Below are 25,921 nucleotides of genomic sequence, written 5' to 3' on the forward strand. Positions count from 1 at the left end.
CTTGCCGGTAGCCGGTTTACACAGGCAAGCGTTGCCCCTTGGCCTTGATGCAAGACAGCACGATCTGCGAATGGATCTTGGTGACGCCGCGCAGTGTGTTGAGCTTGTGAATGACAAAATTGGAAAAAGTCTCGAAGTTGCGCGTGCGTATGTGCAGCATGTAGTTTGCCTGCCCGGTCACGATGTAGGCATGGAGCACTTCATCCATGGTAGCCAGTGCTTTGCTCAGGTACTGATGCTCGCTCTCGTTGAGCTGACCGATATTCACTTCCACAAAGGCTTCAATGGCAAAGCCCAGTTTGCCTGCGCTCAAGTTGGCGCTGTAGTTTTCGATGAAGCCTTCCTGCTCCAGAATCTTTACGCGCCGGTGGCAGGAGGAGGGCGAAAGGGCTACCAGGTCAGCTAGTTCCTGGTTGCTGAGCCTGCCGTTGTCCTGTAAAAGACGCAGGATTTTCAGGTCTGTCTCATCTAGTCTCATATTTTAGAATTTTCTATGAAAAAGGTTTTTAAAAACCGAATTTTCTTCCAGTATTAATCATAATCTTCATCGCTTTGGAATAATTTACCAGAGGCTCGGTGCTAGACTAAATAGCTTAAAAAGCAGAATCGAGGAGCATGAATATGATTACCTTGCAGCAATGCGAGCAGTGGGATCAGGCCGATGAACTGGCTGCCTTCAAAGCCAAGTTCGACCTGCCACCCAACACGATTTATCTGGACGGGAATTCGCTGGGCGCCATGCCCCGACACGCCATGGAGCGCGCCCAGGAAGTTATTGCTCAGGAATGGCGTACCGACCTGATCAATAGCTGGAACAAGGCAGGCTGGTGGACCTTGCCCGTGCGTCTGGGCGACCAGATGTCGCCCCTGATCGGTGCCGGTCAAGGTGAAACCATCGTCAGCGACAGCACCTCGGTCAATCTGTTCAAGGTGCTGGCTGCCGCCGTCAATTTGCAAAAAGAGCGCCATCCGGAAAAGAAAGTGATCCTGGCCGAGCGTGATTCCTTCCCTACGGATCTTTACATCATTGAAGGGTTTAACGCCTTCTTTGGCAAAGACTATAGGCTTGAATTGATTGATGACCCGGCAGACCTGCAAACAGCCGTCAATGATGAAACCGCTGTGGTGGTGCTGTCCCATGTGAATTACCGCACGGGTTACTTGCACGATATGCAGGCAACCAACCGCCTGGTGCATGAACACAATGGCCTGTTGATCTGGGATTTGTGCCACTCCGTGGGTGCCTTGCCTATCGAGCTGAAAGACAGCGAGTCCGACTTTGCCATTGGCTGCACCTACAAGTACCTGAACGCCGGTCCGGGTGCCCCGGCCCTGCTGTGGGTGAACCCCAAGCTGATGGGCCAGATCAGCCAGCCCTTGTCCGGCTGGTGGGGCCACAAGCACCCTTTTGCCATGAGCCCGTCATATGAAGCCGCCAACGGTATCGAGCGTTTCTTGTGCGGTACTCAGCCCATTGTTTCCTTGAGCCTGGTGGCTTGCGGTGTGGACGTGTTCCTGCAAACCGACCTGCAGGCAGTGCGCCGTAAGTCCCTGGCGCTGACGGACTTGTTCATCGCGTTGGTGGAACAGGAATGTGCGGAATTTGGCCTGCGTCTGGTGACTCCACGCGATCATCACTACCGTGGCAGCCATGTCAGTTTTGCCCATGAGCAAGGCTATGCCGTGGTGCAGGCCCTGATCGCCCGTGGTGTGATTGGGGACTACCGCGAGCCTGAAGTGATGCGCTTTGGTGTTACGCCCTTGTATCTGTCTTTTGTGGATATTTGGCAGGCTGTGCAGCATATCAAGGCGGTACTGACCGATAAGGAATGGGACAAGCCCGCCTATAAAACACGCTCCAAGGTGACCTGATCAGGCTGATATAAAAAATAAGCATAAAGGAGGAGACATGAGCCGATTTGAGCAAATTCAATCGCGCGAAGCCGGGCTGCATAAAAAACTGAGTGCCCGCCAAATGAGCATGATTGCGATCGGGGGCGCCATCGGTACCGGCTTGTTCCTGGGCAGCAAATTTGCCATTGGCTTTGCTGGTCCCGGCGTTGTACTGAGTTATGTGATTGGCGGCTTCATTGCTCTGGTCCTGATGGGCTGCCTGGCCGAGATGACGGTGGAACACCCCACATCGGGCTCTTTTGGAGCCTATGCGGAGTTCTATATTCATCCGCTGGCCGGGTTCCTGGTGCGCTACAGCTATTGGGCCTGCATTGTTCTGGCCGTGGGCACCGAGGTGACGGCGGTGGCGGACTATATGAAGTTCTGGTTCCCGGACGTCTCACCCTGGATCTGGATCGCCTTTTTCTCGGCCGTGCTGATTGCCGTCAATGCCTACAGCGTCAAGGCTTTTGGCTCGGTGGAGTATTGGTTTGCCCTGATCAAGGTGTTTGCCATTATTGCGTTCATCGTGCTGGCCATTGGCATGTTGACGGGCTATTACAAGCCCGCACAGGTACAGGAAAACCTGTTTGGCCAGGGTGGCTTCATGCCCAATGGCTGGTATGGGGTGTGGGTAGGGGTGATCATTTCCATCTTCAGCTATCTGAGTATCGAGATGATTGCCGTGGCGGCGGGCGAGGCAGAAAACCCCGAGCAAGCCGTGCGCCAGGCCTTCAAGGCCACCATCTGGCGCTTGATCATTTTCTACCTGCTGTCCTTGTCGCTTATCGTGATGCTGGTGCCTTGGCAGGTGCTGGTAGCGGAAGGCACAACCAGTCCTTTCATTACGGTGATGCAGTCCGTCGGCATTCCCTATGCAGACAGTATCCTGAACTTCATTGTGATTATTGCGGCCTTGTCGGCCATGAACAGCATGCTCTATATCTCGACCCGCATGATGTTCAGCCTGTCGCGTGCCGGTGATGCGCCCGCTGCGCTGGGCAAGGTGGCGCGCAATGGTGTGCCCTTGAATGCCCTGGCTTTATCGGCCAGCGGTGTGGCCGTGGCCGCAGTGGTGTATGCCAACAATCCGGAAACCGCCTTTCCGGTGATGATCGCCCTGTCCATGTTTGGCGCCTTGTTCACATGGGGCATGATCTTCCTGACTCATTTGTTCTTCCGCCGCCGCGTGGCCCGGGACGGTGTGCAGCTACGTTTCCGTATGCCGGCCTATCCCATCGGCACCTTGCTGGGCTTGATTGGCATTGTCGCGATTTTGGTGACCACCTGGTTCATCAATATCTTTCACTACACCTTGCTGTTTGGTGTGCCGTTCCTGCTCGCCTTGGTTGTTATTTACTTTGTACGAGGCGCTCGTAAGGCTGCCTGAGTGATCTGACTTTCTGGCCCTGTTTGAACAAGCCCCTGCCTTGGCAGGGGCTTTTTTTTGCAGCGTGCGTTTCAAGAAGCTCGTCCCGTCGGATAACAGCGGGAGCGTAGTGATGTTGAGGCGTGTGTGTCTGAACAGGTAAGGATGTGGTGTGGGGCCGGTTTGATCCTTGTCAGCCTTGCGGTTTGTGGAGAATCGGCTCAATAAAAATATGTATTATTTGAGACTATTATGTATCATTTGGTATTGTGATTGCTCAATAAGGCCACTGTCAGTCGTTCTGGGTCGCTGTGCTTTGTTGGGGGCGGCCAGGGCTGCGAGTGCTTGGGAGGAAAACTGTGAACCGTCATGGAAAGCGCATGACTCATCCGCGTGAGTTGCGTCAATCGAATCGCGAAGCCTTGCTGGGCCCCGGCGCGGATGCCGCTTTTAGCAGCTTGGCGGCGCCCGAGATTCGGCAGCGCGTGCTGCTGGCCCATTGGGTGGCCCATAGCCGGGACAAGACCCAGCAGTACTTGGGTTTCCCCTTGGGCCGCATCATGCTGCAGCGCTGGATGCACAGCAAAGCTGGCAGCCGTCGGATCGAGGCGTTTGGCCTGCCGCGTCACATCGTCCATGAAACCTTGGGGGAGCAGGCCTTAACCCTGCATGTGAACCCGCGCGAGCTGATCCGCATGGCCATTCAGGCGCCTCGCAAAGAGGAAAAACGGCCGTCCTCCCTGGCCTTTATCTGGGAGGGAAGCTGGGACCAGCGACGTGAAGATTTGCGCGTCGGAACGCGTTACTCCCTGATCAGCGATCTGGATGAAAACCGGCATCAGCTGGAACAAACGGCGCGTTTCAAAAAGCTGATGAAGCGTATTGAACAGGGCAATCCTTGGGAGTCGTATCAGCAAGGTGTATTTCTGGATACGCCGGAGAAGATTATTGAGTACCTGCGTATTTACCTGGGTTTTCTGGATGAGATGGCTCGTGATGGCTTTGATCCCAGGCGCGGCAAAGATGCCTTGGGAGTGGTGATCTCCCGTGATGGCCGTATTCTGAAAATTAATCGTGGTCTGCACCGATTGGCCATGGCCCAGAGGCTGGGCCTGCCTAGCGTACCCGTGCAGGTACGCCATGTGCATCGCTTCTGGTGGGATCGGGTCACTGCCGGGGCCACGGGCGAACTGGCCTTGCACCGGATGCAGCAAGCCTTGCGCCGCTGCGTGCCGGAGACCCGGCCCGGCCCTTTGGATCTGGATCCGGATACCTTGCTGACAGATGCTTTCTGGCCGGCTCCGCGTGCCGGTCTGAGCGTTTAAAAAATCACCCGCATAGTCATTATTCCATGGGTGAAATACGGTTTCTCAATGAATGACGTTACACTAGCGCACGCTCCACCCAGGTAGCGTGCCTGTTCGTTTTCCTGCTCTCCAGTGGTGCCAAACAAGAAGACCGATTCGCAGCGATCTGGCAATAGCCCGTGCCCGATCCAGTCCTGTATTACCTAGGGGAAGAATTATGACTGCAGCAAAGCCTCGGCCTCGCGAGGAATTGCTATTGCGCCTTGTAAGCGCTTTGGCCGACCAGCCGCGGGCGTCCATGGGGCAATTGGCCGGTCTGGTGGGCTTGAGTCGCGCAACCCTGTGCCGCTACTTCCCGTCTCGTGAAGCCATGATGATGGAGATCTTCCAGGAAGGGGTAAATAGTGCGGAGCAGGCTATTGAGCGCGCCCGCTTGTGCGAGGGAAGTCCACAAGAAGTCATTCAACGACTAATCCAGGAACTGCTGCCTATTGTGGATCTGTACATGTACGTTGAGCGCCAGTTGCAGGTAGAGGAGTATTCCACGGCTCGCACTGAAGCGGTACGACAGGCGTTGATTGAGCAGTTCCAACAGTGGCAGGAAAGCGGGGACTTGCGGCGCGATCTGGCGGCCAGTTGGTTATGCGAGTCCTTGTTTGCCTTGCTGGGCAAGGCCGCCAGGCTGATTCGAGCTGGCCGTCTGGCCCGCCATGACGCACCCCACAATGTGTTTGTCCTGCTGTGGAGCGGCATCGTTCATCCCTGATCGGGCCGGAAAACCAGGCCTTGTGCTTTCGTGCCTGTGCGGATTACGCTGCTTGCTGGTGCAGCGCACACATACGGAGGTAATGGCATGAAGCAGGCAATAGCAGCTTTCTCTTTGGGTTTGTCCCTGCTGGCGGGGGCAGGTGGCGCACAGGCCGCTTTGGACGTGGGCACACCCGCGCCGGACTTTACCGTGCAGGCCGCTCTGGCCGGTAAAACCTTTGAATTCAATTTGGATGAGGCCTTAAAGAAGGGGCCGGTCGTCCTGTATTTTTACCCGGCAGCGTTTACTCAGGGTTGTACTGTCGAAGCGCATACTTTTGCGCAAGCCATTGACGAATACAGCCACTTTGGCGCCACTGTAATTGGTTTGTCTTCAGACAATATCGATACCCTGAAGGATTTTTCCACCGGACCTTGCGGCAGCAAGTTCGCGGTGGGGGCCGACACCACAGGCCAGGTCATCAAGGCTTATGACGCAGGACTGGGAACGCATACCGAACGGGCTGCCCGCATGTCTTATGTGATCTCGCCCGAAGGCAAGATTGTGTACGAATACACGGCTATGGATCCCGATGAGCATGTTAGCAAAACCTTGCAGGCCGTGCGCGATCTGGCGGCGCAGCAAGGGACAAAATAAACGCTTGGCTTGAGGCTTGGTCGGGGGAAAGCAAGCCGCGCAGGATACGGGGCTTGCTTTTTTTTGGCTTATTTTTGCAGGCGCTTGAGCATGTATGGCACGCTCAAAAACAGAATGGCAGCAATATAAAAACCCACTGCAACTGGACTTTCCAGCAGTACCAGAAAATTTCCCTGTCCGGCCGCCAGGGCCGTTCGCAACTGATTTTCTGCCAAGGGCACCAGAATCAGACCGATCAGCAAAGGGGCAATGGGAAAGCCGTAGACTCGCATGATGTAGCTGACCACGCCCAGGCCGGCCATCATGGCCAGTTCAAAGGTGGAGCCGGACACGCCCCAGATGCCGATCATGGCAAAGACCAGAATTCCGGCGTAAAGCTGCGGTTTGGGAATATAAAGCAGACGCACCCACAGGCCGACTAGCGGCAGGTTCAGCACTAGCAGCATGGCATTGCCGACATACAGCGAGGCAATCAGGCCCCAGACCAGTTCGGGGTTGCTGGAAAACAGAAAAGGGCCGGGCTGCAGACCGTAGTTTTGAAAGGCAACCAGCAAAATGGCGGCGGTGGCGGATGTGGGCAAGCCCAGCGTTAGCAAGGGCACCAGAATTCCGGCTGCGGCGGCATTATTGGCCGCTTCGGGACCGGCAACGCCTTCGATTGCACCGTGTCCAAACTCGTCCTTGTTTTTGGACAGGTTTTTTTCCAGGGAATAGGACAGCATGGTGGGCAGCTCAGAGCCTCCGCCAGGAATCGCTCCCATCGGGAAACCAATGACCGTGCCACGCAACCAGGGCTTCCATGAGCGTGCCCATTCATTGCGTGTCATGAAAGCTTTGCCACTGATGGGGATGATCTGCTCGTCGTTGTGACGAAAGCGGCTGGCCACGTACAGAATTTCTCCCACCGCAAAGACCGAGACCAGCACCACCGTCAGCTCAACACCATCGAGCAGGTCGGGCAGCCCGAAAGTCATGCGAGCCTGCCCGGTCATGGCATCGATGCCGATCACGCCCAAAGCCAGGCCCAGAAACAAGGAAATAAAACCACGGACGCGGGAAGCTCCCATCACCACAGCGACCGAGGTAAATGCCATGATGGTCAGGGCAAAGTAGTCCGCCGGTGTGAAAATAAAGGCCAGTTCGGCCACGGCCGGGGCGGCGAAGGTCAACGCCAGCGTGGCGATGGTGCCAGCAATAAAAGAGCCAATGGCGGCCGTGGCCAAGGCGGCCGCGCCTCGCCCACGGCGTGCCATCTTGTTGCCTTCCAGCGCGGTCATCATGGAGCCCGCTTCACCGGGGGTATTGATCAAAATGGCGGTGGTCGAACCTCCGTACATGGCGCCGTACAGCACACCGGCGAACATGATGAAGGCTGAGACCGGCCCCACGGAAACCGTGACTGGCAGCAGCAGGGCAATGGTCAGTGCCGGGCCAATGCCGGGCAGAATGCCGATGGCCGTACCCAGCACCGAACCGATCAAGGCCCACATCAGGTTCATGGGCTGCAGAGCCACCTCAAAGCCGTGCAAGAGCAAAGAAAGCGTATTCATTACAGCCCCGCCACAGGAAGAAAGCCGCCCAGTTGCAAACCCAGGCGGCCAAACAGAAACCAGCAGGCGCTGCCCAGTACCAAGCCGGAGAGCAGATCCAGCAGCACGCGACGTGAACCTAGGGCACGTGCCACCAGCATGAAACACACTGAGGCCGTGAGTGGCAGGCCCAACGGCTCCATCATCAGGCTGGGCAGCACGGCAGCCAGCAGGACGGTCAGGAAGGGCCCCTTGTCCATGCCTGGATCCTGGGCCAGCTCTTCCTTGTCGAAGGCGGTGCCACGATGCATTTGCAGCAGGAACAAAATGCCCAGAACAACCAGTCCCACGCCGACCAGCGCAACGAACAGGCCTGGGCCGATCGCGGCATATTGTGCGCTGAGAGTCAGGGACATGGAGGCGTAGAGACAGACGGCACCCGCCAGGATGACCGCCAGCCCCAGCCACCAGGGCTGACGCGAAGTTACACTCATGTGTGTTCCCCGACTTGCTTTACTGGATCAAGCCTGCGTCTTGCAGGATGGTCGTGGTGCGCTCGGTTTCTGCCTTGATGAAGTCACCGAATTTGTCGCCGGCCAGAAAGTACGGTTCCCAGCCCAAGCGTTCCTGCGTTGCTTTCCATTGTGGTGCTTCGCTGAGTTTGGTGAAGTGGTCAATCCACAGCTGATAGTTTTCTTCAGGCATGTCCACCGAGCCCAGAATGCCCCGCCAGTTGGCAATCTCCACCTTGTAGCCAGCTTCTGTGAAGGTAGGCACTTGCTCCAGGCCTTTCATCCGTTTGTCCGAGGAGATGGCCAGAATACGGATGCGGCCGCTGTCGGCAAATTGCTGAAACTCGGACGCCCCCGAGATTCCGGCCTTCAGGGTCCCGTTGACGATCCCTGTCACTGTATCGGCCCCGCCGGCTTGCGGGATGTAGTTCAGGGCTTTGACGGGCACCTGGCCTTGCTGTGCCAGCAAGGCCAGAGCAATGTGATCCGTTCCACCGGCAGAGCCACCGCCCACGGGCATGGCCCCAGGGTTGGCTTTCATCGCTTGTACAAAATCGTCCAGGTTTTTGTAGGGGGAGTCGGCTTTGACCGCCAGCACAACGTATTCCGCTGTCAAACGCGCAACAGGTCGAAACTTGCTTAAATCGATGGGGGATTTGTTCATGGCAATCGAGCCGACTGTGATCGCACCGAATACAGCCAGTGCATCGGGTTTGCCCTTTTGCGAGCGCTGGAAGTCGGCCAGACCGATGGTGCCGCCGGCACCGCCTTTATTGCTAAAGCTGACCGTGCCGGTGTAGATGCCCGCCTCATTCATGGCCTGCATGGATTGGCGGCCTGTGGAGTCCCAGCCTCCGCCTGGGTTGGCAGGCAGCATCATGCTGAGCTGGGCTTGCGCAGTGACTGTAGCCCCCAGCAAGGTAGCGGCCAGCAAGGGACGCAGAAAGCGATGAAGTTTCATGTCATGTCTCCTGAATAAGTGCGCCTGTAGACGCCTGATTTTTTTTAGTTGTTCGGCGTTGATATTACCCTATGCGTAATGCAGAGCTACCTTATGTGCAGGATGGACGATGGAGTCGGCCTGCTCGAGTGGCGCATGCGTTTGATGGCTGATGGTAGGCAGAGTATGTTCATATGAACATTTGGGCGTCATAAAACTTTCATCTGAGCGTCACCGACACGTAACTTCGCGTTCCTACACTGCCGGGTATTCAAACGAAACCCATACGCCGTGTTATGAACCTATCTGTCAGGCAAAGCATTATTGTGGATCTGCTGGCCGCCCAAGGGGCGGTGTCAGTGGATGGCTTGGCCGCGCATTTCGGGGTGACGCCGCAGACTATCCGGCGCGACCTGAACCACTTGTATGAAGCCGATCTGGTGCGCCGCCGCCATGGTGGTGCCGAGCTGAATGTGGTCGAGCGTAATGTGCCTTTCCAAACGCGCCGCATTACCCATTTGCAAGCCAAGGCCCGTATCGGGCGAGCCGTTGCCACTTTGATTCCCCCCGGTGCCAGCCTGCTGCTGGGTTTTGGCACCACCCCCGAGCAAGTGGCCCTGGCGCTGGCCGACCATCGCGATCTGACCGTGGTCACCAACAACATCAGTGCCGCTCTGGCCCTGTCCCACAATATGAGCCACCGCGTGGTACTGACGGGTGGTGAACTGCGTCAGCCCAACCCCGAAATTCTGGGCCCCGGCGCCGAACGCCTGTTCAACAGCTTCAAGGCGGACTTTGGCGTGTCCGGGGTAGGGGGCTTTGACTCGGACGGTGCTTTGCTGGACTTTGATATGGCCGAGTCCGATTGCCACAAAGCCCTGCGCGGCAATTGCCGTGTGCGGATTCTGGTGCTGGATCACACCAAATTTGGCCGTCGTGCCCCTGTGCGCAGTGGCTCTTTGGATGATGTGGATATTCTGGTCAGCGACCAGCCTATTCCCGAGCCTTACCGCGAGCAAATTCCTGCGCGTGTTCAGATCGTGATTGCTGACGAGGTGCAGGCATGAATCGCGCCGCTATCGAGTTGCAAGGCATAGGCAAAGCCTGGGGCGAACAGGCCGTGCTCAAGCAAATGGACCTGTCCATTCAGGAAGGTAAATTTACCGCCTTGCTGGGGCCTTCGGGCTGCGGTAAGTCCACCTTGCTGCGCATTATTGCCGGGCTGGAAACCCCCGATCAGGGTCGTCTTTTTATTAATGGGCAGGATGCCACCTATCTGGAGCCCGCCAAGCGTGGCTTGAGCATGGTGTTCCAGTCCTACGCCCTGTTCCCGCATCTGAATGTGGCCGACAACATCTTGTTCGGCCTGCAAGTACGCCGTGCCGATCGTCAGCAGCAAAAAGAGCGTTTGCGTGAAGCCTTGGCGCTGACCAATCTGGAAGGTCTGGAAGAGCGCAAGCCCGGCCAGTTGTCGGGCGGGCAGCGGCAGCGTGTAGCCCTGGCGCGCAGCATTGTGTCGGGCCATCGTATCTGCCTGATGGACGAGCCGCTGTCGAACCTGGATGCCAAGCTGCGTCACACCGTGCGCCATGAAATCCGTGCTCTACAGCAACGCTTGGGTTTGACCGTGGTGTACGTCACCCACGATCAGACCGAAGCCATGGGCATGGCCGATCACGTGGTGCTGCTTAACGCTGGACACATCGAGCAGCAGGGCAGTGCCCAGGACCTGTACGGGCAGCCCAATAGCGTCTTTACCGCCGGCTTTATCGGCAGCCCACCCATGATGATGATTCACAGTGACCAAGTGCCCTTGGAGTTGTGGCCCTCGCGCCGTCAGTACGACCAGCCGCATCGTGTGCTGGTGGGCGTGCGCCCGGAGAACCTGAACTTGCACGAAGCGGGCGAGCAGTATGTGGCTGCCACCGTGGTGCACCAGGAGTTTCAGGGGGCCGATGCCTATGTGTATGTGCAGCTTGACGATGGCCACACCCTGATCGTGCGCGCGCCGCACAGCCGCAGCGTCGAGGCGGGTGCTCGCTGTGGCTTGAGCTGGGACCCTGTTCACGCTTTTTACTTTAACCAGGACAGCGGGGCTCGCCTGCCGTCTGCGGATGCTCTGACTGCTGCTCCTTTCGCTGTTCCTCCTGCTGTTCTTCCCTAAACGTACTGCGAGTCTACCCATGTTGAAGAATTGTCTGCTTGCCACCTCCAGCGCCCTGTTGATGGGCCTGGGCGCCAATGCCCATAGCGCGGTCGAATTGACCATGTATTACCCCATTGCCGTAGGGGGGCCGCTGACCGATGTGGTCGATGGAATGATCAAGGACTATCAGGCCCAAAACCCGGAAGTCACCGTTAAAGCTGTCTACTCCGGTAACTACGATGAAACCCGTGTACGTGCCTTGTCGGCCCTGCGTGCGGGCGAGCCGGTGCAGCTTTCTGTGCTGGGCGCACTGGATACGCATGATCTGGTGGAACAAGGCCTGGTTGAAGCCTTTAGCGATGTGGCTCAGGACGCCACCAGCCAGGATTGGCTGAAAAGCTTTTATCCCGCCTTGATGGCTAACGGCACCTTGGAAGGCAAGGTCTGGGGCATTCCGTTCCAGCGCTCCACCATCGTCATGTTCTACAACAAGGACATGTTTCGCGCTGCAGGCCTGAATCCGGATCAAGCTCCCAAGACCTGGGACGAGTTGGTGCAAACCGCCCAGAAACTGACTAATGACCAGCATCACGGCTTGATGATTCCGTCGACGGGCTACCCCTACTGGATGTTCCAGGCCATGGCCTTGCAAAATGGCCGTCAGCTGATGAATGAAGAAGGCACGCAGGTTTACTTCAATGACCCCAAGTCGGTGGAGGCGCTGCAGTTCTTCCACGACCTGGCCTACAAGCACAAAGTCAGCCCCACTGGCACCATTGAATGGGGCACGCTGCGCCAGGCTTTTGTCCAAGGCAAGACCGCCATGATGTGGCACACCACGGGCAACCTGACTGCGGTGAAGAATGAAGCCAAGTTCGACTTTGGTGTTGCCATGCTGCCCGCCAAGGAAAAAGCGGCTTCGCCTACCGGCGGTGGCAACTTCTACCTGTTCAAGGGCGCGAACGAGGAACAGAAGAAAGCGGCTCTGGATTTTGTGCGCTGGATGACGGCCCCTGAGCGTGCCGCCAAGTGGTCCATGGCTACGGGCTATGTCGGTGTCAGCCCTGCCGCCTACGAAACGCCTGCTCTGGTCGAGTACGCCAAAACGTTCCCGCAGGCTGTGGTTGCCCGCGATCAGTTGGCCGTAGCTTCGCCCGAGTTTGCCACTTACGAGACAGCACGTGTACGTGAACTGTTGTCCAACGCTGTGCAAGCCGTGCTGACTAATGCCAAGACGCCCAAGGCCGCTCTGGACGAAGCCCAGGCTGCCGCAGACCGTCTGCTGCGTCCTTTCAACTAAGCAGGTGCAGGAATGGCTGAACCATTGCGTGTGCTGCGTAAAGAGTGGGTATTTGCTTACCTCTTGTTGACGCCGCTGTTTGTGCTGCTAAGCGTGTTTGCCTTTATCCCGGCGCTGCACACGTTCTGGTCCAGCTTGTTGAGTAAAGGCACGGCGCGTCGTCCGGCCCAGTTTGTGGGCATGGACAACTACGATGCCATGCTGGCTGACCCGACGTTCTGGCTGGTTCTGAAGAACAATCTTTGGTATGCCGCCATTGTGATTCCGGTGTCCATGGCCCTGGCTTTGTTGATGGCCTTGTGGGCCAACCGGGCCATGAGCATGCGGGCCTGGGTGCGTTGTGCCTACTTCACGCCCACCATGCTGCCCATGATTGCCGCCGCCAATCTATGGCTGTTTTTCTACACACCGGATCTGGGTTTACTGGATCAGATTGCCAAGCTGTTTGGCGCCGGGGCCACCAACTGGCTGGGCCAGCCGCAAACCGCCCTGGGCGCGGTCATGGTGGTGACGATCTGGAAAGAGGCCGGTTTTTTCATGATCTTTTATCTGGCTGCTTTGCAAACCATCCCGCCCGAGCTGCGCGATGCCGCTCGTCTGGAAGGCGCGACCCGTTGGCAGTATGGCCGCCGTGTGCTTTTACCCTTGCTGGCACCCACGACCCTGTTCATTTTGATCAACGCGCTGATCAACTCGGTCAAGCTGGTTGATCACCTGTTTATCTTGACCAAGGGCGGCCCCAATAATGCCTCCAAGCTGATGCTGTACTGGATCTGGGAAACCGCTTTTGCCTATATGGATACGCCTAGTGCCGCCGTGCTGACGGTTGTGCTCCTGTTGGGGCTGGGTGCTGTCGCCATCTTTCAATTTCGCTACGCTGAACGACGCGTGCACTACCAGTGATGAACATGGACACTGTTTTGACTGCTCCGGGCCGCAGCTTGCGTTTGCCATCCCTGGATACGGTGGGGGCACATGCGCTGGCCCTGCTGTGGATTGCCCCTTTGCTATACGCCTGCTGGGCTGCATTTCGCGACCCGTCCGCCGCCTTGAGTTTTGACTGGAGCGCAGGCTGGACCTTTAGTAATTTTGCAGCCGCCTGGGACCGTGCGCCCTGGTTGCGCTACATCTTCAACACCACCGTGCTGGTGCTGACCATTCTGCTCGGACAGTTTGTGCTGTGCACCCTGGCCGCTTATGCCTTTGCCCGCTTTCGTTTCTTTGGCAGCCAGTTTCTGTTCATGCTGCTGCTTTTGCAGTTGTTCATCCTGCCCGAAGTGCTGATTGTGGAGAACTACCGCATGGTGGCCTTGCTGGGCTGGACGGACACGGTCTGGGGCATGGGTGTGCCCTATATGGCCAGTGCCTTTGGCGTGTTCTTGTTGCGCCAGGCTTTCAAGCAAGTGCCGCGTGAACTGGAGGATGCGGCGCGACTGGAAGGATGCAGCCGCCTGGGTGTGCTCTGGCGAGTGTACGTGCCGTTGGTCAAGCCTGTGTACCTGGCTTATGCCCTGGTGTCGGTGTCTACGCACTGGAACAATTTTCTATGGCCCTTGGTGATCAGCAGCTCTGACCATACCCGTCCTTTGACCGTAGGTTTATCCCTGTTTGGCGCACCGGAAAGCGGGGTCAGTATCTCCCTGATCAGTGCCGCCACATTAATGACTATCTTGCCGCTTTTGTTGGGCTTTTTGCTGTTTCAAAAGCAGTTCATGCAGGCCTTTTTACGCGCCGGCATTCGTTAAGGAATTCTGATGAAGATCATCCAGTTTTCGGACCTGCACATTACCCCGCCCGATGGCCTGTTGTTTGGCTCGGACCCTCTGGATCGTTTGCGTAGCTGTGTACAGCACGTCAATCGTCATCATGCCGATGCAGACTTGTGCGTGTTGACGGGCGACCTGACCCACGCCGGTCATCCACGCGCATACGAGCGGCTGTGTGAAGGCTTGCAGGATTTGATTCCGCCTGTACGTTTGATGATGGGCAACCACGACAGCCGCAGCGCTTTTCACAGTGTATTTCCGCAGGCCACGACCGATTTACCCGGCTTTGTACAGCATGCCGAGACCTTGGGCGATTGGCGCCTGATCTACCTGGATACCTTGGAGGACGGCTATACCAACGGCTTTTTGTGTACGCGGCGTCTGCAATGGTTGCAGCAGGAGCTGGCCGCGCATAGCGGGCCGGTAATGCTGTTTTCGCACCATCCTTTACCTGCCTTGCAGTATCCGTCCATGGATTGGCTGCGTATGAGTAATGCGTCGGATTTATTGCCTTTGCTCAAGGCTCATCCCGCGCCCGTGCATTTGTTCTCCGGTCACGTGCATCGCTGCGCCAGCGGTGTGTGGAACGGCCTGCATTTTGTGACGGTCAATGGCACCAACCATCAGCACGAACTGGATCTGGAGCGCGAGGGGGCCGCAACATCGACTTTCGAGCCTGCCAGTTACGCGCTTATCTTGCCCAACGCAGATGGTTTGACGGTGCATTTTCAGCCCTTTGGCTACGAGGAATTGCGCTTTCCGTATACGGGGGATTTGAGTGCCCTGAAGTGCGTGTAAGCCTTCAGGGTTCAGCAACGCTGGCACAAGGCTGAAGTGATCAGCAAACCCGCAGTGGCCCCCGAGGCCTGGATTATTTTCCAGGTTACGGGGGCTGTTTGCCTGGTAGCCGCTTTCACGTGATTAGAAGGAATAACGCAGGTTCAGCATGGCATTACGCGGCGCACCGTAATAGCCGGTGTAGAAGGTCTGATCCAGCGCACTCAGGTACTCGCGGTTGAATAGATTGTTGACGTTCAAGGTGGCCGTCAATTGCTTGCTGAAGTCGTAGCGGCCCATCAGGTTGACGACGGCGTAGCTGCTTTGTTCTCCGGTGACAGTCTTGCCCAAATCCCACGGTGTGGCGGTGAAATGGATCTGGCTTTGCCAGTTCACACCACCCCCAATCGTCAGGCGATTCCAGCTTCCAGGCAGGCGGTACGTGGTCCACAGCTTGGCCATATGGCGTGGCACCAGGGTTTTGATGCGCTCGCCCTGGGCGTCTTTGGTCTGGCTGTAGGTGTAGCTAAAGGCCATGTTCCAGCCATCGAGCAGCTCGCCCGTCACTTCCATATCCAGTCCCTGGGTCTTGGCGCCTTTGACCGCCGTGTAGGCCGCTTCGCGCTCGGTACCCGGCACGATAAAGCCACTGTCGGCCACGGCCAGATTGTCCTGGCGGATTTCGTACAGCGCAATGCTGCTGTTCACGCGGCCGTCCAGCATTTCGCTTTTCAGGCCGATTTCGTAGTTATCGCCTTTGCGCGGGTCCAGAAAGTTGCCGCTACGGTCGCGATAGCTTTGTGGCTTGAAGATGCTGGTGTAGCTGGCGTAGATCGAATGCTCTTCATTCAGGTCGTACACAATGCCGGCATATGGGGTGAAGACATTGTCTTCGTGCATGGTTTTCAGGCTGTTAAAGCGCTGCATACCAGGGTCAGGATAGCTTTGGGAAAGACTGTAGCGGTAGTTGCTAAGGCGACCACCCAAAATGACAGCCAGCTTGTCGCTGGGTTTCAGGCGTAGCGCCGAATACCCACCGTACTGTTTGACGGTCAGATCATAGTCAAACAGCTTTTCTCCAGTCGTATTGGGTAGGGCCGGGTTGTTGTTCCAGTTGTGGAGATTGATGGAGGTGCCTTCGATATCGTCGTCCATGGTGTCATGGCGATTCTTGTAGCGCGACGAATTAAAGCCGACGATCAGTTCGTGGTCCTGTCCAAATAGTTGAAAAGGGCCTTTTGCGTGAATATCAAAACTGGTTTGATACTGTGTGGCATCGGAAACACCTCCGTAAAGCTGCACGCCGTCGCCCGTTTCACGGTTGGGATAGCCCCAGGAAGCATCCGCGCTTTTCCCGCTTCGACGGGCCTTCAGGTAATTCAGGGACATGGCCAGTGACCAGTCTGCCCCCAGTTGCTGGTCCAGTTTCACAAAGGTGTTGTGAGACTCCAGTGTATTGGTGTTCCAACGAGCCCCTGCATTGGTGGAAATATCAAAATCGGTCTGTTCGCCGGTGTCGTAGAACAAAGGAAAGCCGGAGCCAGAGGAGCCGCGCGGATCATTTTTTTGATAATCCATCCCCAAGGTGACAAGCGTGGTGTCCGTAATGTCGGCCTCAAGTATGCCGTAGACCACATCTTTTTTAGTTGTGAAGTAGTCCATATAGCTGTTGCCTTCCTGATGGGCTCCAACCAGACGGCCGCGCAGGCTGCCGTTCTCGTTAATCGGGCCACCAAGGTCTACTTGAGCGCGCATCTGATCCCATGACCCGTAGCTCACTTCGGCATGGCCCTGAAAATCGGCTGTCGGACGTTTACGGACCATATTGACGACGCCAGATGGGTCGCCTGCGCCGGTCAATAGACCAGAGGCACCACGCAGCACTTCCACCCGGTCATAAATCGCCATATCTGCCAGCCCCTGAGGAATGTTCTGGCTGACGATATCGGACAGCGTGGACAGGCTGTCCAGCTGATAGTTGTCGATAGCATAGCCACGCGAGTAGATGGTGTAGCGGTCGCTGCCTATGTGCTGGATGGAAATACCGGGCGCTTGTTGCAGCACGCTGCCGATATTGTCCAGCGACTGGTCTTCAATGCGCTGGCGCGTCATGACGCTGACGGTTTGCGGCGTTTCACGCAGCGTCATGTTCAGCCTGGTGGCCGTGGTAGTAGCGCCATGGCTGGCATAGGTCTGGCTGCCTTCCGTCACGGGCAGGCGACGGCCCACGACGCGCACCGGGTCCAGCATGGTGGCGTCCGTATTGGGGCGCGACAGGGTGATCGTGTTGTTCTCGCGCCGGTATTCCAGGCCAGAGCCTTGCAGCAGGCTGCGCAGCGCGTCTTCCGGGCGCATGCGGCCCTGAATCGGTGTCGTGCTCAGACCTTGCACTAGCGAGGGAGAGAAAAACACCTGCAGCTGGGTCTGTTCGGCCAGTTTCAGCAGCGCTTCGGACAAGGGCTGGGCCGGAATGTGAATAGGGACAGGATTGTCTTGGGCCAGGGCAGGGGTGCTGGCACTGGCCAGCATCAAAGCGAGCAGGACGGGGCGCAGGCGGGGTAGGAAAGCGGTTCGGTTCACGGTGCAGATTCAGGGTAGGGGCGAGCAGGGCGACGCCCGGATTCAGAGATGTTCGTCAAACGCGATGTTGAGGAACGCTGAATCTAAATACGAGTCAGTCTTACTAAACCCCTCAGCCTGAATCGATTTATTTGAAACTAATTGTAATTACGAGACGCTGCTCAGCAGGACACTGCCATCGTCTTGTGTCTTGGCCTGCAGTGGCAGGATCTGTTGCAGGGCTTGAAGCACCGCACTTTGTTCATCCAGCAGGAAGGACGCGGTGACACGCTGCTGGCCGATTCTGCCGTCAGCAATGCGGATGGGATGCTCGCGATAGCGGTTGATTTCAGCAACGACTTCGAACAAGGACAGGTCCCGCACAATCAGGCGTCCTTGCCGCCAGGCGGTGGCAGCGGCCACATCGACCTCGGGTTGAATACTGAGCCCATCCTGAACGGAAACGGTGGCGCCAGAGCCAGCGGCCAGATACCGGGTCTGGCGGTTCCACCAGCGGCCGCTGGACACTTCCACACTACCGCTTTCGACCAGCACTTTGACTTGCTCGGCATCGCGGCGAACCGTAAAGCTGGTGCCGGTAACGCGTACCACCGTATTGCCTGCTTTGACGATGAAAGGGCGCTGCGGGCTGGATGCTATCGCGCACATCACTTCGCCCTGAATCAGGTCCAGATGACGGCTGTCTTCATAAAATCGCAGCTCGGCTTGGGTGGCGGTATTCAGCTCCAGGCTGGAGCCGTCCGGCAGAGGAACCCAGCGGCGCTCGCCCACACGTGTTTGCAGGCTAGCGGCGTACACAGCCTGGGGGCCGAGTAGTAGGCCTGCCAAACCGGCAGAGCCCGCGACAGCGACCAGGGCGCCGGTATTACGGATCAGTTTGCGGCGGCGCAGATCGGGCCGCTGGGGCACTTTGCCGCCATACAGCAGCTTGACCAAATCCTTGTCCAGCGTGCTGGCCAGGGAGCTTAACTGCTCCACCGCCATAAATTCGCGCTCGTTTTCCGGGTCAGCCTGCAACCACTCCTCCAGCGCTTGCTCGTCAGCCGGGCTGAAGCGGCCCGAATGCAGGCGGGCCGACCATTGGGCGGCGGCCTCGGCAGGGGAGGTGGCATCACTGGGGTAGAAAGGGGATTCAGAACTCATCGCGCAGGCGCTCGCGGATAAACTGGCTGGCCAGCGCAATATAACGCTCCACGCTGGCAATGGACAGTTTCAGATGACGGGCAATTTCAGGCTGGGTCCAGCCTTCGATGCGATTCAAGACAAAAGCCCTTCGGTGATTCAAAGGCAAGGCTTCCAGGGCCGCAACCAGGGCGTGGCGCACTTGCTCCGCACTGGCGTGGGCATCGGCACCGTCGGTGATAGGGTGAGCGTCTTCATGCAGCTCGTCCCAGGCCAGGTGCTGGAAGCGGCTGTTGCGACGCCACAGATCAATGGCCCGATGGCGCGCGGACTTGTACAGAAAGTTGCGGGCATGGGCCGCTGTCAGTGTTTTCTGATCTTTTCGAAGCAGGGCCTCTACCGCATCATGGGCGACGTCTTCCGCGTCCGCGGCACCGCCAAAGCGGCGCAGGCAGGACTGCATGAACTCGCCATAATAGGCCAGCCAGCTTTTGCGGGAGAGGTCCGAATTGGACATGGGGGCAGGGAGCTTGAATGACAAAAAGCAAATTATTGCAAATAGTTCTCATTAACTCAATGGCGCTTTATTCAGGTCCTATCGGGGCGTGAGGCCAGCTTGCAACGTCGATCCGGAACTTGCACCGAAAAATCGTCATGTCCGGCGAAAAGCTTTGTTGTTTCATACAAGATCGTTATACTTGCGAACTATCAGGGGGAGTAGCTTACTTTCCGGCGCATCGTCATCACGGCAATCTGTGTTTTTTGCACACGTTCCCGGTGCCCGGGCAACCTTAGGGTTGCAAGCAAGACCTTGCCATTAAAGGGCAAGGTGTATCCTCTAAAAACGATATGGCCTGTGCCCTTAATGGATCAGGCCATTTTTGTTTTGTACACGAGTCGTCATTTTCTCGTTGTACAGTCATGCAAGATGGTCGTCAGCTTTTAATCAAACAATATGAAAAGGCGGTCTTACACATGATGGAGTTTTTGCAAACAATGAGTTGGGCGGCAGTATTTCAGATCATCCTGATCGATATATTGCTGGGGGGCGATAACGCCGTGGTTATCGCTTTGGCTTGCCGTAACTTGCCTGCCAAACAACGTGTCAAAGGTATTTTGTGGGGTACGGCCGGTGCCATTGGCCTGCGCGTCGTCCTGATTGCCTTTGCCCTGACCTTGCTGGCCGTGCCTTACCTGAAAGTGGTCGGTGCCTTGTTGCTGGTCTGGATTGGTGTGAAACTGCTGATCCCTGAAGATGAAGGCCACGGTAATGTGGAAGGCAGTGCCACCCTGTGGAAAGCTGTTAAAACCATCATCATTGCCGACTTTGTGATGAGCTTGGACAACGTGATCGCCATTGCCGGTGCGGCGCAAACCGCCGATCCGGATCATCAGATCGGTCTGGTTGTCTTTGGTCTGGTCGTAAGTGTGCCTATCATTATCTGGGGCAGCACCCTGGTTCTGAAGCTGATCGATCGCTTCCCTATCGTGGTGACCTTAGGCGCCGCGCTGCTGGGCTGGATTGCCGGTGGCATGATCGTGACCGACGTGAAGTTCATCGAGTTCTTTGGTGAAGCCTCCACCAGCACCAAGCTGATTGCTGAAGTGGTGGGTGCCTTGCTGATCGTTGCCCTGGGTCATGGCATTGCCGCGGCCAAGCGCAAGAAAGCTGCCCAGGCCTGAAATTGAAACAGCAGGTGTAGAACCGGTGCCGGGGGCTTCGCTTCCGGCATGGTTCTGGGTTAAGCTCAAACGATTTTCTAAAAAAAGGAGTACACCATGGCACAAGCCTCCGCACGCCACATTCTGGTCAGCACCGAAGAGAAAGCGAACGAACTGAAAGCCGCTATCGAAGGTGGTTCTGACTTTGCTCAGGTGGCCAAGGAAAATTCCAGCTGCCCATCGGCCCGCATGGGCGGTGAGCTGGGAACATTTGGCCGTGGCCAAATGGTGCCCGAGTTCGATCAGGTTGTGTTCAGCGCCCCCGTTGGCGTTGTGCAAGGCCCCGTCAAGACTCAGTTCGGCTACCACCTGGTAGAAGTGACTGCACGTCAGGACTGATACGATCAGGCCAATAAAAAACCCGCTACGGCGGGTTTTTTTGCGCATGCTGATCTGGTGACTGGTGACTGGTGACTGGTGACTGGTGACTGGTGGTTAGGTGTAGGGCCGGGCGGTGGCTGCTTACAGAAACTAAAGCTTTGATTATCAGGGCTTATACATAAAAAGCCTGGACATTTTCCTGCAAGCTGCGCAGTATGCCAGCCATACCGGCTAACGGCCTTGTCGCCGTATTGTTCGCTTACCGTGAGCGAACCAGCCCATTCTTATAAAGAAATCCGATGAAACGCACCGATATGGAAAAACTCAGCGCCGTCAAACTGCTGAGCAATGTAAAAAAAGCGGGTACGCCACAACGCTTTGCAGGTGACTCCGCCGTGGCCGATCGGCGCGAACAACGTCGTCTGGATCAGGCTGCTGGCCTGGTGTCCTTCCCCGTCAAGCTGACCCAGCCAGTTATTGATGCCGTGCGCGCTCGTGCTACCGAGCAAGGCGTCTCGACCAATGAGGTCATTGATCGGCTGCTGGCTCAAACTCTGGGCCTGTAACCCATGCAGATTTGGGTCGATGCGGACGCTTGTCCCGTAGTCATCAAAGAGATTCTGTACCGCGCCGGGCAGCGCTGGAGTCGCCATGTGATCCTGGTGGCGAATCAGATGCTGCGCACCCCGCCATCGCCCTGGTTGAGGGCGGTGCAGGTGGCACGGGGCTTTGACGTGGCGGATGACTACATCGTCCAGCACGCCAGCGTGGGAGATCTGGTGATTACCGCCGATATCCCTCTGGCTGCCCAGGTGCTGGAGCGTAAAGCGCTGGTCCTGACACCCAGGGGCGAACGCCTGGACGCCAACAGCATAGGCGAGCGCCTGGCCATGCGCGACATGATGGAAGAGCTGCGTAGCACTGGCGTGGATATCGGAGGCCCGGCCCCCTTTAGCCAGGCCGACCGGCGTGAGTTTGCCAACGCATTGGACCGCCTGATGATGAGCCTGCAAACGGCTGCGAGATCGTAAACAGACTTGCCATCCCCCCGGCCCTTGTGTGAGTCTGTCGCTGGATTGAAATTTTTAGAGTGAAGTACGTAATGACAGACTCAAAACGCCCCTTGATGAATTTGACTGGCCTGAACGAGGCCGTCGCCCAGTTCGCCCGCGAGCGTGAGTGGGACCAGTTCCATAGCCCCAAAAATCTGGCCATGGCCCTGACCAACGAAGTGGGCGAGCTGATCGAAATCTTCCAATGGCTGACAGAAGACCAGTCCCGCGAAGCAGGCAAAGACCCGAAAACTGCTGAAGCCGTGCGCGATGAACTGGCTGACGTGCAAATCTACCTGAGCCGTCTGGCCTTCGTTCTGGGTGTGGATATGAATGAGGCTGTTACCAACAAGCTGGTAAAAAACGCCCGGAAATACCCCGCTGACAAAGTGCGGGGGACGAACAAGAAATATACGGAGTTGTAAAAGGGGCTAGGGATTACAGCTCCCCCAGCATTTCCTCTATAAACCGTTCCATCCGCGCGTGTCGCTCACGCGCGATTGCTTGCCCCCGTTCAGTCTGAAAACCCTCGGCCAATTTGAATAATTTGGCCGGGAAGTGATCCAGCGCGTAGCGCTTGTCATCCAGAGGACGAGTCTCTGCTTTTGGGTCTTCCGGCTCATACAAGCTGGAGCCCATTCGCCCCGCTGTATAGAAGCAGCGAGCTATCCCTAAAGCGCCAATGGCATCCAGCCGGTCTGCATCCTGCAAGATGCGGGCCTCCAGACTGACGGGCGGGATGTTTGCTGAAAAGCTGTGGCTTTGAATTGCTTGGCCCACGGCTTCACAGTCCTGCTCTGACCATCCCAGCCTGGTCAGAATGTGTCGTGCCTGCTCCGCCGACAGGGTGGAAGCACGAGAGCGCAATGGCGAATTCTTCTCTACCGCCACGCAGTCGTGCAGCACCGTTGCTGCCAGCAAAATCCGCAGATCCCCACCTTCTTTTTCCTGAATCGCACAGACGTTCTTCCAGACGCGCTGCAAGTGCGATTGGTCGTGGGAGCCGTCGTTGTGACTGGTGCTGCTATGGGGCAGGAGTTGGGCGGCAAGCTTTTCAAAGGGGTGGAACAGGCTGGACATGGCTATGGTTTGCTGTAGATGGTGCCACAGCATAACGCGAAGCAGCAGGGGCAGGACAGGCTCAAGAAAAAGGGCTGCCAGTGGCAGCCCTGAAGGTGAGTTGCAGTTTTTAGAGTTAGAAGTTGCTCAGCCCCAGATCACTGACCGAGTCGGCCCAATAGTTCAGCTGCTGATCCACATAGACCGTGAATTCGGCCGGGCTATTGGTGACCAGGGTCGCGCCGTTCCCTTCCCAGATTTCCTTGATCTTGTCGGTATTCAAGGCACTGTGAATGCTGTCTGCCACGCTTTGCACGGTGGCATCCGGTACATCGCCTTGCATGAAAATCCCGTACCAGGTCTGGGCACTGATCTCATCCATGCCCAGTTCTTTCAGCGTGGGAACATCCGGCAAGGCAGGAGCGCGTTCCGGGCTGGATACGGCCAGGGCGCGCAGGCGACCATTGCGTATCTGCGCCACGGCCGACGGCATGGTCTCGAACATGAAGTCCACTTGATCGCCACTGATCAGCGCCATGACAGCCGGGCCGCTGCCTTTGTAGTGCACGGCGGTCATGGTGGTGCCGGATTTCTTTTCCAGCTTGCCGGCCATCAGATGCAGCATGGTGGCTACGCCACTGGTGCCATAGTTCACGCCAGCCCCTTGCTTGGCGGCGGCCAGCAGGTCGTCCACGCTGTGATAGGGCGAATTGGCGTTCACCACCAGCACATTGGGCATGGCGGCAATCAGGGTGACGGCTTTCAGGTCCTTGCGTGTGTCGTAGGGGAAGTTCTTCAACACGGCAGGCGCAATCATGTGATGCACGGCACCAAACAAGAGCTGATTGTCGGCGGGGCTGGAGTTGGCCACCATGCTGGCACCCAGCACGCCGCCTACACCTCCTTTATTTTCTACAACAACGGTTTGACCAATTTCAGCGCCCAGCGCCTCGGCCAGGGGACGGGCCAGGGTATCGCCCGACCCTCCTGCGGCAGAGGGGACGATCAGCCGCACCGGGCGCTCGGCCCAGGCGGGGGGAGCTGCCCAGCTTTGGGGCGCGACAGCAAAGATAAAACTGAGGGCAAGTACAACACGGGACCAGGGTTTCATGTTTTTTTACCTCCTCGGTAGTCGTCGGTTTCAGCCTTTGCCGGAGCCCAGGCTGCCGGGGTTGCTGCGCAGCTTGTCGATTTGATCCTGTCGTGGTGTCAGCCCCAGGCCGGGGGCCTCGGGCATGCGCAGCCAGCCTTGTTCGGGCTGAGGCAGGCCGGTGTAGATTTCGGCCATCATGGCGCTGGCCGCCAGATGCCATTCCACATCGCCGCCATTGAGCAATCCGCAGTGCAGGTGACCGTTGTGGGAGGGGAACGCCCCGCCATTGGCGACGGACGCGTTAAAGCTTTCCGCCAGAGCGAAGATCTTGCGGGACTGGGTGAAACCTCCAGAAATCAGCACGTTGGGCTGCAGAATGTCGACAGCCTGCTGCATCAACAGATCCCGAAAGCGGTAGGACTGGCCTTCGTTTTGACCAGCGGCAATGGTGATCCCAGTGCTTTGACGCAATTCGCGCAAGCGGCCCGTGTCGTTCTGGGTGATGGGTTCTTCAAAAAAGCCGACGTCCAGATCGCGGGCATGGCGGGCGATGGCTTTGGCGTGTACATAGTCCAGGCTGCAATTGCCGTCGATGTACAGCGGAATGTCGGCGGGGATGGCCTCTCGTACCAGGCTCATGCGGCGCATGTCCTGGCGGATCAGGTCGGCCAGGGGACGGGGTTCGTCGCGACGTTGCAAGCCATGATGGCCTACCACCATCTTCAAGCCCTTGAAGCCTTGATCCACGCAGTCGCGCGCAACTTTAACCAACTCTTCTTCGCCCAGGAAAGCAAAGCCGAAGGTCGCGTAGGCAGGGACTTTTTCACGAGCGCCCCCCAGCAGTTTCCATACGGGCAGACCCAGGGCTTTACCCTTGATGTCCCACAAGGCAATGTCCAACGCAGAGATAGCGTGCATGGCATAGCCCGTCTGGCCACGAGGGCACACGTTCCAGTACATGCGATCCCACAGGCGCTCGGTGTTCAAGGGGTCTTGCCCGATCAGGTCGCTGGCCAGAATATCGTTGATGGTGCTGGCAACAGGGTGCTCTTCGGTAATGGCGCTAAGTCCATAGCCGGTGATGCCTTCATCGGTCTCGATTTCCACATGGCAGATGGCCAGGTTGGTGGGTTTTTGGATGCCCGCGCTATCGAACTGAAAAGGCACGTTCAAGGGAATCGCGCGTACTGCCGTGATTTTCATTTTCCTGTCTCCTTGCATTTTTTTGAATGCGTTTGCATGTAATTGTTTTAGGTTTATAGCGTTTTGTTGCAAGCGCGATCAATGGTGTAAACCCTTGATTTTATTGATATATAAAAGTGCAATCTGATATATCAAAAAGGGTTTGCAGCGTTGTTTTTAAGGTTTTTAGTTGAAGGTTTTCTGCATCGGCAGATGCTTTAGCGGACGGGAGTGCAGACGTTTTGTGGGGTGCTCAAAAGCAGTGCAGGGGCTTGCAGCATAAGCAGGTAGACCGGCGGGGAAGAGGCAAGCAGGAGCGGGTTGTTAGTCCCTGTGCAGATCGCCGTGAAACGCTGGCGATAGACTCATCGAAAGAACGAATCATAAAAAAAAAGCCCTGCCAGGCAGGGCAGCTTGGCAGGGCTTTTTCTATACCGCGAAGTACGAGCAGGGAGCGGTCTATTTCCCCCGCAGCAACTGCATCTGACGACGATCTTTCTTGGTCGGACGTCCAGCATCAAAGTCCAGTGCAGGTTCAGGTGCCAGACGGCGTTGTTCGGCGGCTTGCGCGCGTCGTGTGCTGCTTTCTTCCGTCTCTTGATACAGCTGGCGAGCAAGCGGCGCGGGGCCACGTACACCGCTTAAGGCGGTGACGTGAACCTCCATGGCAGGAGTCTCCTTGCGCAAGGTAATCACATCACCGATTGAGACTTCGCGGGCAGGCTTGGTGCTTTGCTGATTCAGCAAAACCCGCCCTTTGGTGATCTCCTCGGAAGCCAGGCTGCGTGTCTTGTAAAAGCGCGCTGCCCAGAGCCATTTATCCAGTCGTAATTTGTCCATGCGCTA

General features: G+C 57.1%; 27 protein-coding genes. 16 read left to right on the forward strand and 11 right to left on the reverse strand.

The window, feature by feature from the left end; translation table 11 throughout:
• Positions 1 to 16: 16 nt before the first annotated feature.
• On the reverse strand, positions 17 to 478 hold the full coding sequence (locus WFM49_RS10570) for an Lrp/AsnC family transcriptional regulator (protein WP_021447021.1): 462 nt from the start codon (positions 476 to 478) through the stop codon (positions 17 to 19).
• A gap of 143 nt (positions 479 to 621) precedes the next feature.
• On the opposite strand from WFM49_RS10570, the gene kynU reads away from it, so the two are divergent.
• The 5 genes from kynU (at position 622) to WFM49_RS10595 (ending at position 5,974) form a co-directional block, all read left to right on the forward strand.
• Positions 622 to 1,872 carry a kynureninase gene (kynU, locus tag WFM49_RS10575; protein ID WP_009463162.1) on the forward strand — a complete coding sequence of 417 codons (1,251 nt, stop codon included), beginning with the start codon at positions 622 to 624 and terminating at the stop codon, positions 1,870 to 1,872.
• Positions 1,873 to 1,909: 37 nt separating this feature from the next.
• Entirely contained in the window at positions 1,910 to 3,283 is a 1,374-nt protein-coding gene (locus WFM49_RS10580) for an amino acid permease (RefSeq protein WP_250756672.1), read from the forward strand.
• A 359-nt stretch (positions 3,284 to 3,642) separates the two neighbouring features.
• Complete coding sequence (locus WFM49_RS10585; RefSeq protein WP_009463164.1) at positions 3,643 to 4,587, forward strand: hypothetical protein; 945 nt, start codon at positions 3,643 to 3,645, stop codon at positions 4,585 to 4,587.
• Between the two features lie 238 nt (positions 4,588 to 4,825).
• Positions 4,826 to 5,335 carry a TetR/AcrR family transcriptional regulator gene (locus WFM49_RS10590; RefSeq protein ID WP_152978317.1) on the forward strand — a complete coding sequence of 170 codons (510 nt, stop codon included), beginning with the start codon at positions 4,826 to 4,828 and terminating at the stop codon, positions 5,333 to 5,335.
• Positions 5,336 to 5,422: 87 nt separating this feature from the next.
• A complete protein-coding gene (locus WFM49_RS10595) occupies positions 5,423 to 5,974 on the forward strand; it encodes a peroxiredoxin (RefSeq protein WP_250756673.1) in 552 nt (183 codons plus the stop codon).
• A 68-nt stretch (positions 5,975 to 6,042) separates the two neighbouring features.
• Here WFM49_RS10595 and WFM49_RS10600 read toward each other — a convergent pair whose 3' ends face one another.
• Genes WFM49_RS10600 through WFM49_RS10610 form a run of 3 tightly spaced genes read right to left on the reverse strand, consistent with a single transcriptional unit; the run spans position 6,043 to position 8,976 of the window.
• Positions 6,043 to 7,524, reverse strand: coding sequence for a tripartite tricarboxylate transporter permease (locus tag WFM49_RS10600; RefSeq protein WP_250756674.1), 1,482 nt, complete (start codon positions 7,522 to 7,524; stop codon positions 6,043 to 6,045).
• On the reverse strand, positions 7,524 to 7,997 hold the full coding sequence (locus tag WFM49_RS10605; protein WP_009463172.1) for a tripartite tricarboxylate transporter TctB family protein: 474 nt from the start codon (positions 7,995 to 7,997) through the stop codon (positions 7,524 to 7,526). The genes WFM49_RS10600 and WFM49_RS10605 overlap by 1 nt, the downstream gene beginning before the upstream one ends.
• A gap of 19 nt (positions 7,998 to 8,016) precedes the next feature.
• The gene (locus WFM49_RS10610) at positions 8,017 to 8,976 is read right to left on the reverse strand and encodes a Bug family tripartite tricarboxylate transporter substrate binding protein (protein WP_009463174.1); all 960 of its coding nucleotides are present in this window, start codon (positions 8,974 to 8,976) and stop codon (positions 8,017 to 8,019) included.
• Positions 8,977 to 9,251: 275 nt separating this feature from the next.
• Here WFM49_RS10610 and WFM49_RS10615 point away from each other — a divergent pair, with 275 nt between their 5' ends.
• The 6 genes from WFM49_RS10615 to WFM49_RS10640 are packed head-to-tail and all read left to right on the forward strand — an operon-like array spanning position 9,252 to position 14,965.
• Complete coding sequence (locus WFM49_RS10615) at positions 9,252 to 10,022, forward strand: DeoR/GlpR family DNA-binding transcription regulator (RefSeq protein WP_009463176.1); 771 nt, start codon at positions 9,252 to 9,254, stop codon at positions 10,020 to 10,022.
• Positions 10,019 to 11,119, forward strand: coding sequence for an ABC transporter ATP-binding protein (locus WFM49_RS10620; RefSeq protein ID WP_336973145.1), 1,101 nt, complete (start codon positions 10,019 to 10,021; stop codon positions 11,117 to 11,119). Before WFM49_RS10615 ends, WFM49_RS10620 begins: the two co-directional genes overlap by 4 nt.
• 19 nt (positions 11,120 to 11,138) lie before the next feature.
• A complete protein-coding gene (locus tag WFM49_RS10625; RefSeq protein WP_137430747.1) occupies positions 11,139 to 12,401 on the forward strand; it encodes an ABC transporter substrate-binding protein in 1,263 nt (420 codons plus the stop codon).
• 12 nt (positions 12,402 to 12,413) lie between these two features.
• A complete protein-coding gene (locus WFM49_RS10630; protein ID WP_009463182.1) occupies positions 12,414 to 13,304 on the forward strand; it encodes a carbohydrate ABC transporter permease in 891 nt (296 codons plus the stop codon).
• Positions 13,304 to 14,146, forward strand: a complete 843-nt coding sequence (locus tag WFM49_RS10635; RefSeq protein ID WP_009463184.1) for a carbohydrate ABC transporter permease — start codon at positions 13,304 to 13,306, stop codon at positions 14,144 to 14,146. The genes WFM49_RS10630 and WFM49_RS10635 overlap by 1 nt, the downstream gene beginning before the upstream one ends.
• A gap of 9 nt (positions 14,147 to 14,155) precedes the next feature.
• Positions 14,156 to 14,965 carry a phosphodiesterase gene (locus tag WFM49_RS10640; protein WP_009463186.1) on the forward strand — a complete coding sequence of 270 codons (810 nt, stop codon included), beginning with the start codon at positions 14,156 to 14,158 and terminating at the stop codon, positions 14,963 to 14,965.
• 123 nt (positions 14,966 to 15,088) lie between these two features.
• On the opposite strand, the gene WFM49_RS10645 is transcribed toward WFM49_RS10640, so the two are convergent.
• The 3 genes from WFM49_RS10645 to WFM49_RS10655 form a co-directional block, all read right to left on the reverse strand.
• The gene (locus WFM49_RS10645) at positions 15,089 to 17,524 is read right to left on the reverse strand and encodes a TonB-dependent siderophore receptor (RefSeq protein WP_336973147.1); all 2,436 of its coding nucleotides are present in this window, start codon (positions 17,522 to 17,524) and stop codon (positions 15,089 to 15,091) included.
• 147 nt (positions 17,525 to 17,671) lie between these two features.
• A complete protein-coding gene (locus WFM49_RS10650; protein ID WP_254499863.1) occupies positions 17,672 to 18,667 on the reverse strand; it encodes a FecR family protein in 996 nt (331 codons plus the stop codon).
• Positions 18,657 to 19,163: an RNA polymerase sigma factor gene (locus WFM49_RS10655; RefSeq protein WP_226348074.1), complete on the reverse strand. Its 507-nt coding sequence runs from the start codon at positions 19,161 to 19,163 to the stop codon at positions 18,657 to 18,659. Before WFM49_RS10655 ends, WFM49_RS10650 begins: the two co-directional genes overlap by 11 nt.
• Positions 19,164 to 19,621: 458 nt before the next feature.
• Here WFM49_RS10655 and WFM49_RS10660 point away from each other — a divergent pair, with 458 nt between their 5' ends.
• The 5 genes from WFM49_RS10660 to WFM49_RS10680 all read left to right on the forward strand — a co-directional run bounded on the left by WFM49_RS10660 (position 19,622) and on the right by WFM49_RS10680 (position 22,166).
• Positions 19,622 to 20,329, forward strand: a complete 708-nt coding sequence (locus WFM49_RS10660) for a TerC family protein (RefSeq protein ID WP_009463194.1) — start codon at positions 19,622 to 19,624, stop codon at positions 20,327 to 20,329.
• 96 nt (positions 20,330 to 20,425) lie between these two features.
• Positions 20,426 to 20,707 (forward strand): peptidylprolyl isomerase, encoded by a 282-nt coding sequence (locus WFM49_RS10665; protein WP_009463196.1) that lies wholly within the window; start codon positions 20,426 to 20,428, stop codon positions 20,705 to 20,707.
• A gap of 281 nt (positions 20,708 to 20,988) precedes the next feature.
• The gene (locus WFM49_RS10670; RefSeq protein ID WP_009463198.1) at positions 20,989 to 21,255 is read left to right on the forward strand and encodes a hypothetical protein; all 267 of its coding nucleotides are present in this window, start codon (positions 20,989 to 20,991) and stop codon (positions 21,253 to 21,255) included.
• Between the two features lie 3 nt (positions 21,256 to 21,258).
• Entirely contained in the window at positions 21,259 to 21,720 is a 462-nt protein-coding gene (locus WFM49_RS10675; protein ID WP_009463200.1) for a YaiI/YqxD family protein, read from the forward strand.
• Positions 21,721 to 21,791: 71 nt separating this feature from the next.
• Complete coding sequence (locus WFM49_RS10680; RefSeq protein WP_009463202.1) at positions 21,792 to 22,166, forward strand: nucleotide pyrophosphohydrolase; 375 nt, start codon at positions 21,792 to 21,794, stop codon at positions 22,164 to 22,166.
• A gap of 13 nt (positions 22,167 to 22,179) precedes the next feature.
• Here the strand turns inward: WFM49_RS10680 and WFM49_RS10685 are convergent, their stop codons facing one another.
• From WFM49_RS10685 to WFM49_RS10700, 4 genes are all read right to left on the reverse strand, one after another.
• Entirely contained in the window at positions 22,180 to 22,821 is a 642-nt protein-coding gene (locus WFM49_RS10685) for an HD domain-containing protein (protein ID WP_009463204.1), read from the reverse strand.
• Positions 22,822 to 22,936: 115 nt separating this feature from the next.
• Positions 22,937 to 23,911 carry a Bug family tripartite tricarboxylate transporter substrate binding protein gene (locus tag WFM49_RS10690; protein ID WP_336973154.1) on the reverse strand — a complete coding sequence of 325 codons (975 nt, stop codon included), beginning with the start codon at positions 23,909 to 23,911 and terminating at the stop codon, positions 22,937 to 22,939.
• 30 nt (positions 23,912 to 23,941) lie between these two features.
• Complete coding sequence (locus WFM49_RS10695) at positions 23,942 to 25,096, reverse strand: mandelate racemase/muconate lactonizing enzyme family protein (RefSeq protein ID WP_254499856.1); 1,155 nt, start codon at positions 25,094 to 25,096, stop codon at positions 23,942 to 23,944.
• Positions 25,097 to 25,534: 438 nt separating this feature from the next.
• Complete coding sequence (locus tag WFM49_RS10700) at positions 25,535 to 25,915, reverse strand: RNA-binding S4 domain-containing protein (protein ID WP_250756681.1); 381 nt, start codon at positions 25,913 to 25,915, stop codon at positions 25,535 to 25,537.
• Between the last annotated feature and the right edge of the window lie 6 nt (positions 25,916 to 25,921).

The sequence above is a fragment of the Alcaligenes sp. PF14 genome (assembly GCF_037150615.1).
Lineage (GTDB): Bacteria > Pseudomonadota > Gammaproteobacteria > Burkholderiales > Burkholderiaceae_B > Alcaligenes > Alcaligenes phenolicus.

Excerpts from the sequence above, each read along its gene's own strand:
- WFM49_RS10570 (WP_021447021.1), bottom strand. The coding sequence starts at position 478 with ATGAGACTAGATGAGACAGACCTGAAAATCCTGCGTCTTTTACAGGAC.
- kynU (WP_009463162.1), top strand. The coding sequence starts at position 622 with ATGATTACCTTGCAGCAATGCGAGCAGTGGGATCAGGCCGATGAACTG.
- WFM49_RS10580 (WP_250756672.1), top strand. The coding sequence starts at position 1,910 with ATGAGCCGATTTGAGCAAATTCAATCGCGCGAAGCCGGGCTGCATAAA.
- WFM49_RS10585 (WP_009463164.1), top strand. The coding sequence starts at position 3,643 with ATGACTCATCCGCGTGAGTTGCGTCAATCGAATCGCGAAGCCTTGCTG.
- WFM49_RS10595 (WP_250756673.1), top strand. The coding sequence starts at position 5,423 with ATGAAGCAGGCAATAGCAGCTTTCTCTTTGGGTTTGTCCCTGCTGGCG.
- WFM49_RS10600 (WP_250756674.1), bottom strand. The coding sequence starts at position 7,524 with ATGAATACGCTTTCTTTGCTCTTGCACGGCTTTGAGGTGGCTCTGCAG.
- WFM49_RS10605 (WP_009463172.1), bottom strand. The coding sequence starts at position 7,997 with ATGAGTGTAACTTCGCGTCAGCCCTGGTGGCTGGGGCTGGCGGTCATC.
- WFM49_RS10610 (WP_009463174.1), bottom strand. The coding sequence starts at position 8,976 with ATGAAACTTCATCGCTTTCTGCGTCCCTTGCTGGCCGCTACCTTGCTG.
- WFM49_RS10615 (WP_009463176.1), top strand. The coding sequence starts at position 9,252 with ATGAACCTATCTGTCAGGCAAAGCATTATTGTGGATCTGCTGGCCGCC.
- WFM49_RS10620 (WP_336973145.1), top strand. The coding sequence starts at position 10,019 with ATGAATCGCGCCGCTATCGAGTTGCAAGGCATAGGCAAAGCCTGGGGC.
- WFM49_RS10625 (WP_137430747.1), top strand. The coding sequence starts at position 11,139 with ATGTTGAAGAATTGTCTGCTTGCCACCTCCAGCGCCCTGTTGATGGGC.
- WFM49_RS10630 (WP_009463182.1), top strand. The coding sequence starts at position 12,414 with ATGGCTGAACCATTGCGTGTGCTGCGTAAAGAGTGGGTATTTGCTTAC.
- WFM49_RS10635 (WP_009463184.1), top strand. The coding sequence starts at position 13,304 with ATGAACATGGACACTGTTTTGACTGCTCCGGGCCGCAGCTTGCGTTTG.
- WFM49_RS10640 (WP_009463186.1), top strand. The coding sequence starts at position 14,156 with ATGAAGATCATCCAGTTTTCGGACCTGCACATTACCCCGCCCGATGGC.
- WFM49_RS10650 (WP_254499863.1), bottom strand. The coding sequence starts at position 18,667 with ATGAGTTCTGAATCCCCTTTCTACCCCAGTGATGCCACCTCCCCTGCC.
- WFM49_RS10655 (WP_226348074.1), bottom strand. The coding sequence starts at position 19,163 with ATGTCCAATTCGGACCTCTCCCGCAAAAGCTGGCTGGCCTATTATGGC.
- WFM49_RS10660 (WP_009463194.1), top strand. The coding sequence starts at position 19,622 with ATGATGGAGTTTTTGCAAACAATGAGTTGGGCGGCAGTATTTCAGATC.
- WFM49_RS10665 (WP_009463196.1), top strand. The coding sequence starts at position 20,426 with ATGGCACAAGCCTCCGCACGCCACATTCTGGTCAGCACCGAAGAGAAA.
- WFM49_RS10670 (WP_009463198.1), top strand. The coding sequence starts at position 20,989 with ATGAAACGCACCGATATGGAAAAACTCAGCGCCGTCAAACTGCTGAGC.
- WFM49_RS10675 (WP_009463200.1), top strand. The coding sequence starts at position 21,259 with ATGCAGATTTGGGTCGATGCGGACGCTTGTCCCGTAGTCATCAAAGAG.
- WFM49_RS10680 (WP_009463202.1), top strand. The coding sequence starts at position 21,792 with ATGACAGACTCAAAACGCCCCTTGATGAATTTGACTGGCCTGAACGAG.
- WFM49_RS10685 (WP_009463204.1), bottom strand. The coding sequence starts at position 22,821 with ATGTCCAGCCTGTTCCACCCCTTTGAAAAGCTTGCCGCCCAACTCCTG.
- WFM49_RS10690 (WP_336973154.1), bottom strand. The coding sequence starts at position 23,911 with ATGAAACCCTGGTCCCGTGTTGTACTTGCCCTCAGTTTTATCTTTGCT.
- WFM49_RS10695 (WP_254499856.1), bottom strand. The coding sequence starts at position 25,096 with ATGAAAATCACGGCAGTACGCGCGATTCCCTTGAACGTGCCTTTTCAG.
- WFM49_RS10700 (WP_250756681.1), bottom strand. The coding sequence starts at position 25,915 with ATGGACAAATTACGACTGGATAAATGGCTCTGGGCAGCGCGCTTTTAC.